At 58.8% G+C, this 8,415-nt stretch carries 9 protein-coding genes; 1 reads left to right on the top strand and 8 read right to left on the bottom strand.

Features of this window, described 5'->3' with window-relative positions:
* Positions 1-68 precede the first annotated feature (68 nt).
* The 5 genes from GPA21_RS09975 to GPA21_RS21260 are packed head-to-tail and all read right to left on the bottom strand — an operon-like array spanning position 69 to position 5,973.
* A complete protein-coding gene (locus GPA21_RS09975) occupies positions 69-1,553 on the bottom strand; it encodes a type I restriction-modification system subunit M (RefSeq protein ID WP_168988053.1) in 1,485 nt (494 codons plus the stop codon).
* On the bottom strand, positions 1,550-2,395 hold the full coding sequence (locus tag GPA21_RS09980) for an HNH endonuclease family protein (protein ID WP_168988054.1): 846 nt from the start codon (positions 2,393-2,395) through the stop codon (positions 1,550-1,552). The genes GPA21_RS09975 and GPA21_RS09980 overlap by 4 nt, the downstream gene beginning before the upstream one ends.
* Positions 2,395-4,005, bottom strand: a complete 1,611-nt coding sequence (locus GPA21_RS09985; RefSeq protein WP_168988055.1) for an AAA family ATPase — start codon at positions 4,003-4,005, stop codon at positions 2,395-2,397. Before GPA21_RS09985 ends, GPA21_RS09980 begins: the two co-directional genes overlap by 1 nt.
* Positions 3,995-5,740: a restriction endonuclease subunit S gene (locus GPA21_RS09990; RefSeq protein WP_168988056.1), complete on the bottom strand. Its 1,746-nt coding sequence runs from the start codon at positions 5,738-5,740 to the stop codon at positions 3,995-3,997. Before GPA21_RS09990 ends, GPA21_RS09985 begins: the two co-directional genes overlap by 11 nt.
* Positions 5,737-5,973, bottom strand: a complete 237-nt coding sequence (locus tag GPA21_RS21260; protein ID WP_168988057.1) for a type II toxin-antitoxin system prevent-host-death family antitoxin — start codon at positions 5,971-5,973, stop codon at positions 5,737-5,739. Before GPA21_RS21260 ends, GPA21_RS09990 begins: the two co-directional genes overlap by 4 nt.
* Before the next feature lie 302 nt (positions 5,974-6,275).
* On the opposite strand from GPA21_RS21260, the gene GPA21_RS10000 reads away from it, so the two are divergent.
* Positions 6,276-6,662: a helix-turn-helix transcriptional regulator gene (locus tag GPA21_RS10000; RefSeq protein WP_422614202.1), complete on the top strand. Its 387-nt coding sequence runs from the start codon at positions 6,276-6,278 to the stop codon at positions 6,660-6,662.
* A 14-nt stretch (positions 6,663-6,676) separates the two neighbouring features.
* Here GPA21_RS10000 and GPA21_RS10005 read toward each other — a convergent pair whose 3' ends face one another.
* The 3 genes from GPA21_RS10005 to GPA21_RS10015 are packed head-to-tail and all read right to left on the bottom strand — an operon-like array spanning position 6,677 to position 8,300.
* Positions 6,677-7,201, bottom strand: a complete 525-nt coding sequence (locus GPA21_RS10005; RefSeq protein ID WP_168988058.1) for a helix-turn-helix transcriptional regulator — start codon at positions 7,199-7,201, stop codon at positions 6,677-6,679.
* Between the two features lie 4 nt (positions 7,202-7,205).
* Positions 7,206-7,481, bottom strand: a complete 276-nt coding sequence (locus GPA21_RS10010; RefSeq protein ID WP_083881241.1) for a hypothetical protein — start codon at positions 7,479-7,481, stop codon at positions 7,206-7,208.
* Positions 7,482-7,541: 60 nt separating this feature from the next.
* A complete protein-coding gene (locus GPA21_RS10015; RefSeq protein ID WP_246261880.1) occupies positions 7,542-8,300 on the bottom strand; it encodes a tyrosine-type recombinase/integrase in 759 nt (252 codons plus the stop codon).
* Between the last annotated feature and the right edge of the window lie 115 nt (positions 8,301-8,415).

Consider the following 8,415-nt stretch of genomic DNA (forward strand, 5'->3'; position numbering starts at 1 on the left):
TGAACGGGGCGTCTCCCGACGCCCCGTTCACGTTCAATGGGCGATCCAGCCAATCATCGACAAGAGCATCACTCCACTTGACCTTTAATCAACGCAAGTGCGCGCTGAAGGTCATCGGCAACCAAGCGAGAGAGTTCGTCCAGTCTTGCCAACCCGGGCTGACGTGCATTCCCGTCCTCCTCGGCTGCTGCCATGTCCCACAAGCACTCCTCGGTGGCAAGGATCTCCTGTATACGGTAAGACCGAGACGATGATCCCCCGGTAGTGACCTTCCCAGCCGCATCCCGCCGAGCCTTACCGCTCTTGTAGAGCTTCAAAAACTCGTCGAGGTCTTCGCGCTGAAGCGGATTTGTCTTCAGGGAATAGCGCTTCGTCGTGCGCAACTCGTAGATCCATAGATGCTCAGATCGCAGCGGCTTTTCCTCCGCCTGACGTCGGTCGAAGAAGAGTACGTTAGCCTTGACCCCCTGGGCATAGAACAGCCCCGCCGGAAGCCGCAAGAGCGTGTGAAGCTTGCATGTTTCCAGCAGCCGCCGACGGATGACCGCTCCTGCTCCGCCTTCATACAAGACGTTGTCCGGCACGACAACAGCCGCCCGTCCACCAGGCTTCAGTTGCGCGACGATATGCTGAAGGAAGTTGAGTTGCTTGTTTGCGGTCTGAACCCAGAAATCTGCGCGCACCACTGTCAAGCTGTCGTCGCCGCGAACGCTCTTTTGATCCTGCGTGTATGTCACGCTACCCTTGATGCCAAATGGCGGGTTTGTCAGCACAACATCCACGTGATGCTTCGGAGGCGTCTTGAGACTATCCGCGCACGTGATCGGCAACTCGGATTCCGCATTGCCGCCGACTCCATGCAGCAATAGGTTCATCGTCGCCAAACGTGCGACCTCCTCAACAAGCTCAACTCCGCGAATCGACTTTGTGGCCAGCTTCTTCTGCTGCGCTCGCGTCATTTTCGGATTGCTTCGTCTCAGGTAATCATGAGCAGCGAGCAAGAACCCGGCGGTACCACATGCAGGGTCGCAAACGACTTCGCCCAGTTGAGGGTCGACGCACTCAACGATCACATCAATCAAGGATCGCGGAGTGAAATATTGGCCCGCACCACTCTTTGTGTCCCGAGCATTTTTCTCCAGCAAGCCTTCATATGCGTCGCCCTTCAGATCGCTCGAAAGTCCAGTCCACTCGGTCTGTCCAATCAGATCGACTACGAGTAGCCTCAGCTTCGCGGGATCACGGATCTTGTTCTTCGCGTTCCTGAATATCAGCCCCAGCATGCCTCCTTGCTGAGCCATTTCGACCAGTACCCGTTCGTACTGGGTCCGCATTGCGTCGGCGTCCAGGTTAACGAGCGAGCGCCATCCATACTCTGCAGGGACGGGGCCGCCCTCCTGCTCATCGGACATCTTGAGGAACAGAAGATACGTGAGCTGTTCTACGTAGTCAGGGTACGAGAGGCCATCGTCTCGCAGAACATTGCAGTACTGCCAAAGCTTGCGAACCAGCGCGCCCGCGTCCGCATTGGCAGTCAGAGTTGCCTTCTTCATGCGGCCACCTTCATTACGACTTCACGCACCCACCAGATGTGTTTAAACGATTCAACATAGACCCGCGCCGCAGCGAAATACTCTTGATCAGACTTCATTGCATTCTTCAAATCTCGGATAGCGTCATAGAACGCTTGCGTCGGAGGCACATTCGGATCGCCGTTAGGCGCTTCTCGGACCAGTCGGTCAACGGTTCTTTCAATCTGGTTGTAGAGCACCACTCTCGCCTCTCTGAACGCCGGCCAATCCAAGTGCAGAATCAAGCGGCTTGCGGAGAGCTTCGCCTCCGCTGCCGTCTGCCCTTTGAATTGCGGTGAAAGGGCGACCTCCCCGTTCTGCTGAAACGTCAACATTGCCACGTCTTGCGGATCGGTTGGATCGAGCAACGCCGGCACTTCATGGCCCTTTCCCTCAGCTGGCGTGAACGCTCTTGCTGCCGGATTCACCAAGGGGAAGTGCCCCGCTTTCCCTCCAGTACCTGCCCCGTCTGGGTTGATACGGGGACGATTTGCTCGATGGCAACTAAGGCGCAAATTCTTCCAATCAAACGCGAACCAGAAATAGCCTGGATGCGTTCCGTCCTCTTTCACTCCTGATTTTGGTCGGAAGTGATCGATATCGTCATCAGTGCCAGGGTTCTTGCATTCGACATACCAGCACTTGCCGTGCGAGTAGGCTGAAAACTCGGCACGCAGCGCCACCCAGTGGCCGCGATTGGCAGCTATGAGGGCGGCGCGCTGGACGGGGTCCGCCTCGGCAAGAACGGCAGCATGGGCAGCCTCCAACGCCGGCAACAGGTGTCTGATCTTCGGTTTGAGTTCTTCAAGATCGATAAAGCGCATTACTCACCCTCAGTCTCGCGAAGCTGCTCGACGATCTTGGCCGCCAACTTCGCTCGCGCTTCCAACTGCTCCGGAGTAAGTTGAACGGTCTCCGCCCATGCAGGCTCTTGTTGCTCGGTCCACGCCTTCACAAACTGCTCAAAGAGCGGATCACGAATCGTCTGGTCCAAGCCCAGATCCCTCAATCGGAACTTGATCTCGCGAAGCTCTGCTTCTTCTTCAGGAGTGAGCGCCTCTTTCATCGCAAGAGTACGTTGCCGATCCAGTTCGCCCTGCGTCTTTGGGTCGAGAGTTGACCGCAGGCGGAACAAATCGCTCGTAAGAATGGCGGCAACGCCCATTCCGCGAGGATCATTGTCCGGAAGCTCAGCGACCGCCCTGCCTTCCGCATCGCGGCGAAAGATTCTCACCTGATCTCGTTTGAGCCCTGCAAATACCAGTGGATCATGCGATGACATGACAATGTGGCAACTGTCACGACCACGGATGAAGCGATCCAAAAATTCCAGATACTGAGTGCTCCAGCTTGGATTCAGATGTGTATCCGGTTCATCGAGCAGGAACAACGCCTCCTCACGCGCAGTGAATTTCAATAGGCCCAGAACAAGCAGTAGCTGCTGTTCGCCCTCGCTTAGATCGCGGTAGGTGACCTCTCCACCGCCCGCGGCCGGCGTCATTCGCACTCGTGTCCTCACTTCGCCAAGCAATTTGGACAAGTGCATGCTCTCCAGCGCGGTGAAGAAGGCGTACTGATCCGTATAGGAAGAGAACACCTGCTGGAGCGCTGCCGCTGTGGGCAGAAACAGATACAAACTCTCCACCACCGGGTTTTTCGTAAGATCGACCGAAATGCGCCTGTCCATGCGTGCTGGAAGCATGGCCTTCTCAAAGAGCCGGCTCAGGAATTCTTGAACCTCACCCACCGCACCCCAGAAGCGCGAGTCTCCACCCTGCCTCTTCCATGGGGGACGCTTTAGCGCGAACAGAACGCTGTCGAGGCCATCGATCTGCAGATGCTCGCGAAGGAATGACCGATCGTCGTCACCACCGCTGCTCGCGCTCATGAAGAAAGCGATCAGCGCGAACTGTCCATGCAGCGTCTGTGCGTAGAACAGCCTGCGAAGGCTATTGGGGTCTGCGATGCGTGCGCTGCCGCGCTGTTCCGCCGACTTGATGATCCAGTTGTAATACCGTTCGCGATGCTTCTCGAATATGACGGCCAGCCTGTCGCTCGGACCAGAGTAGTAACCGAATACAAAGCCTGGACGGTAAAGCGGTCGGCCGTGTTCGTCTTCCGCCATGAAGCGCTTCCGGGCAAGCTCAACGTACTCGCCAGCACCGAGCGACCGAGCTGAAAATCGGGGAAACTGGTCGCGTTCCGCGTGAATCTCTACGTCGTGCTCCCGGCACTGATAACGGATCTGATAGCTGAAGGGCGCCTCAACATCAAGGTCAAGATTTCTGAAGATGAGCGACAGCGCTTCAATCAGGTTCGACTTGCCCGCTCCGTTCTCACCAACCAAGACGGTGTAGGGCGACTTCTCGTCGAAGTCGACTTGCAGATTGCGTAAGTTCTTGAACTCCCCGATCGTGACCTTGTCAAGTCGCATCGCCGATCTCCTCCAGCATGGCGTTCTCGGTATCTCCGCCTATTTGTCTGATGGTGTGGTTGAGTTCGGAGCGAAGGGCCAGATAGAACAGTTCCACTTGCTCAGGCTCATCCCGGTCAAAGCCGGCGAGCGCAAAGAGCTCAGGCAGAGCAAGCGGGCGCCCGGCCTTCTTCAGGACCTCTCCAAGTTTTGGTGTACGGCCGACCGAAGGAGGTGAGCCAGCAGACTTTCTCTTCATTGCGCCTCCTTTTGAAGCCTTTTCTTGTTTGGTCATAGATGAGGCCGCCACGGCTTCCTTGGGCTCGCCAAGCCTGGCGAGCAACTCGTCCGCCGACTCATCGTTAGGGTCCTGCTCGACCAGTTCTCCCGCCACAGCGGCGGCGAGCAACTCCCGCTCCATCTCAGGCAGGCGATCCATCGATGAACGCACAGCCGTCATTTGGGCACTCACGGCATCCATGCGCTGTCGGGCTTCCTTGACAATGGTTTTCTGCTCCTCCAGCGGAGGCACGGGAAACGGCATCGACCGAAAGCGCTCCAATCCCAAATTGGCGATGTTCGTAGAGCCTCTGGCCAGGCTTCGGAACTTTCCGGAGTGCAGGTAATGGAGGAAGACCAAAAGCGCGAACTCAGGATCTACTGCCGCACCCGCACGAAATCGAATCAGGTGGTTCTGAAAGCAAGCACCAGAAACCTGGTCGCGGAACATTGCGGGGCGACCAACGAGTTCGAGGCTTTGGCCTTCATTCAGAAGGATGTCGCCGTACTCAAGCATGTAACTCTTGTACTCGTCGGGCGAGAAGTTCATTTCATAAACTTCAGTCGTGTCAATCCGATCTTCCAGCACATTGGCCACCCGCAGGTAAGGTCGCAGATGCTCGCCTCGATGATGCTGGGGCGAACGCTGCCTCCCTAAACGAGCGGTGCCTGCTTCATCAACCCGCACCGATATCCAGCCCGAAGGGAGAGGCGGCGAGCCACCTTCCGATTGCACTCCGTCACTAAGGTCGAACAGCGAGTCCTGCGGACTGGTCGTTCTCGGGGTGAGGTTCTTCCGCGTCTTCGCGACTTCTTCAGCGCTCTCTGCGCTGCCCCGCGGCGAGACAACCAACTCTCCATGGGCTGCCGCAGCCAATATCTCTTTCCGCTGAGCCTCCAGGTGACCCAACGCGCTTCGCAGATGCGACTCTGCATCGCGAATCTCGCCAAGCCTGCCTTCAACGGCTTTCGCGATACGCGTCTGCTCCTTCAACGGTGGGAGCGGGAATGCCATTCCCGCAAACCGACTCGCGCCGAGATGTTGGATTCCTACACCTCTCGCTAAACGTGCAAAGGCGCCAGATGCCACGTAGTACCTGAAAACCGTCAGTGCATAGTCAGGCGTTACTGCGTGGGGCCGGAATCGAATGATTGTGTTCTGATAGCAGCACTCAGCGAGTTCTCCTCGCCAAAGTGCTGCTCGTCCGACTTGGCTTGAACTGCCCGATGCTTCTGTCAACAAGACGTCGCCAAGCCGCAGTCCGAAGATGACTCGCTCCGATGGAGTGAAATCCATCGTCAGAACATCGGTCAGATCGATGCCGGCAGGCTTGATATTCGCTGCGCGCAAATATTTCGTGGGATGTTCGCCTGTGTGCTTGTCTGGAGACCGCTGCCGCCCGAGCCGAACAGCACCAACCCGATCCACTCGGGCCATCGTCCAGCCTGGCGGAAGCTCTGCCTTGTTCGCACTCATGAGGTCTTTCCGTTCTTGTCTTCGGCGCCCCTGCTGGGACTGCCTGTGTGAGCTTGGGCACCGCCGACTGGTGCAGAAACACCTTCGCCGGCACGCAGCATCTCGTAGCTTTCGATGGAAAGCACCACGACGACGGTCCGGCCATGCTTCTCGATGGCGACAGGCTCGGCTCGCGCCATGTCGATCAACTTGCCGAATGAATTTTTCGCATCGCGAGCCGACATGGACTGCATCGCGGCACCCCTAGTAGAAAGGAGCTATTTTAGCTACTTTTGGCGTGATGCAAAGACCTATGAGCTACCCGCCGATGCCAGCAAATGTCCCAAGCTGACAAAGGAAGTCCAATGGAAGGCGAGGAAGGGCCTCATTCACAGAGAGAGCAACATTCGTTGTGTCCGCATCCTCCGCTCTCGGATTTAGGTGACGAACATATACGCTCCTCTACGCCCCAGTGAGTTTTCGCGATAGCCAATAAAAGCCACCATTACTTCATGCGGCAACGCCCTTGCAACGCCGAACACTCACGGAGTGCGCCATGGAGAAGAGCCAGTCACCGTTCATCGGCCAAGATAACGGCACCAAGGAGTCCATGCGCACCGAATCCCTCCCCCTGCCCGGCTCGATCGCCTACGGCGATCTCCCCCAGTTCCCGAAGCACGGCCTGCTGCCATTTCGGCGCACCATCCGCCGTCATGAGTTGCGTCAGATCGTCCCCTTGGCTGAAACGACGATCTACGAAATGGAGCGTCGCGGCGAGTTCCCTCGGCGTTTCAATCTGACGCCGCGCTGCGTGGTGTGGGACCTGGCCGAGGTGGAGGCCTGGATCGAAGAGCGCAAGCAAGCCCCTCGCGTCAGCGCCGCCAAGCCGGATGTCCACCTGCGAAAAACCCGCCCTGTTCGGGCGGGTTCCGGTCAGGAATGAGGCTGGCGACGGCCTCATCCAACGAGAGATTCCAGCTCCTTGGAAGCTGAGCGCGATAACCGCCGCCCCTCCTTGGCCACGTTGACCTGCAAGGCAACGCACGCCACCTCCAGAACGTCCATGGCCAGCGAGTAGCTACCCTTTGCCTGCAGCCAGGTCAGCACATCCGCCAAGTGCCAGATCGATGCGCTGCCTTCATGCACCGGCGCTGGGAAGGTGCCCGGATGGGCCAGCATCAGCTTGCGCATGTTCTGCCGCGACACGCCCACGATGTCGGCCACGTCGGTCAGCCCAACTAGATCAGGCGCGACCTCGATCAGCCTGGCCGCTGGCACGGCGCTCCGCACGTCGGCCAACGCGCTGCGCACAGCCGCGTCCGCACTGTCCGCCTCGCGGGTGAACTCCAGCGCGAGCCGCCCCGGCTGCCCGATGCCGACCAGGGCATCGTCGCACCCGGCATCGCCCAGGCGCTCGACCAGCGCATCCGGGTCACGGTCATCGTCGGCGAGTTGGTATTTCAGGGTGAAGGTGTATTCCATCGTGCTATTCCTCGGCATCGTCGGCTGCCTCCTGCTGCTTGCGGTGCGTCGTGCAGTTGTCCACGACTCGCCGCAAGGCGCGCGCATGGTTGCCAGGGTTCTTCGGCGTACTCCACACGCTGGTGATACAGAACTCGCCGCAGCGACACTCCGCATCGTTGTACGGACAATAAATCCGCCCCCAGGCGTGGCTGCCACCGACTTCCACGCGCCAGCCCTGCCCTTCGGCGTGCCTGAGTGCTTCCTCGACTTCTTTCTTCGGATGAGAGGACCGGGCCATCAACAGTCTCCAGTATGGGAATGATTGCCAAGGTTGTCAAGTGACAACCTTGGCCCTGCTTCAGGCCATCGCACTCAACACCGGCACGACCACGTTGTCCGGCATCAGCTTCGGCACGTAGGTCTGCCCGTCGATCCAGGCATCGACCATGTTGGCCCACTCCTGCAGCATGTGGCGCCGCTGCTCGGCGTACTCTGCCTTGTTGTAGATCGAGCGCGAGGAACGCCCTTCTTCGTGCGCAAGGCACTTCTCGATCCAGTCTCGGTTGAACCCGATCTCATTGAGCAACGTCGAACCTGTGCGGCGCAGATCGTGGACGGTGAACGGCTCCAGCGGCAGGCCTGCGGCCTTGGCCCGCTGCGCCACGATCTGCGTGACCCGGTTGAGGGTCGCGTGCGACATGCAATGGTCTGAGTCGTAGCGCGACGGCAGCACGAACTTCGAGCCGGCCGCGCAGGTGTGCAACGCCACCAGGATGTCCAGCGCCTGGCGCGACAGGTAGACCACATGCGGGTTGCGCCCCTTCATCCGCTGCTTCGGAATGGTCCAGGTCGCGTTCTCGAAATCGACCTCGTCCCAGGTGGCCTCGATCAGCTCGCTCTTGCGTACCAGCGTCAGCAGGATCATTCGCAACGCCAGCCGGATGGTCGGATAGGTGGCCACCGACTCCATCTGCCGCGACATCAGACGGATCTCCAAGGGCGACAAGGCACGGTCCTTGGGCACGAAGGTCGCAATCGACGCAGCGCCCACGTCGGCCGCCGGGTTGTCCACCTTCTCCCCATGCAGGATGGCGAAGGCATAGACTGTCAAGGGCAAGCGAATTTTCCCCAGTGTGGTAATTCAAATTTCCCCACCCGGTTGGGTTTGCTCGTCAAATGAGCGGACGAGTCCGGATTTGAGCTTCTCCTTGAGGCGATAGGAGTTGCCGCGG

Source organism: Azoarcus taiwanensis (assembly GCF_012910885.1).
GTDB classification, from domain to species: Bacteria; Pseudomonadota; Gammaproteobacteria; order Burkholderiales; family Rhodocyclaceae; genus Azoarcus_F; species Azoarcus_F taiwanensis.

What these genes read in the sequence shown, in the direction of transcription:
- GPA21_RS10010 (WP_083881241.1), bottom strand. Translation starts at nt 7,481, where the DNA reads ATGGCCCGGTCCTCTCATCCGAAGAAAGAAGTCGAGGAAGCACTCAGG.
- GPA21_RS09975 (WP_168988053.1), bottom strand. Translation starts at nt 1,553, where the DNA reads ATGAAGAAGGCAACTCTGACTGCCAATGCGGACGCGGGCGCGCTGGTT.
- GPA21_RS10005 (WP_168988058.1), bottom strand. Translation starts at nt 7,201, where the DNA reads ATGGAATACACCTTCACCCTGAAATACCAACTCGCCGACGATGACCGT.
- GPA21_RS09990 (WP_168988056.1), bottom strand. Translation starts at nt 5,740, where the DNA reads ATGAGTGCGAACAAGGCAGAGCTTCCGCCAGGCTGGACGATGGCCCGA.
- GPA21_RS21260 (WP_168988057.1), bottom strand. Translation starts at nt 5,973, where the DNA reads ATGCAGTCCATGTCGGCTCGCGATGCGAAAAATTCATTCGGCAAGTTG.
- GPA21_RS09980 (WP_168988054.1), bottom strand. Translation starts at nt 2,395, where the DNA reads ATGCGCTTTATCGATCTTGAAGAACTCAAACCGAAGATCAGACACCTG.
- GPA21_RS10000 (WP_422614202.1), top strand. Translation starts at nt 6,276, where the DNA reads ATGGAGAAGAGCCAGTCACCGTTCATCGGCCAAGATAACGGCACCAAG.
- GPA21_RS09985 (WP_168988055.1), bottom strand. Translation starts at nt 4,005, where the DNA reads ATGCGACTTGACAAGGTCACGATCGGGGAGTTCAAGAACTTACGCAAT.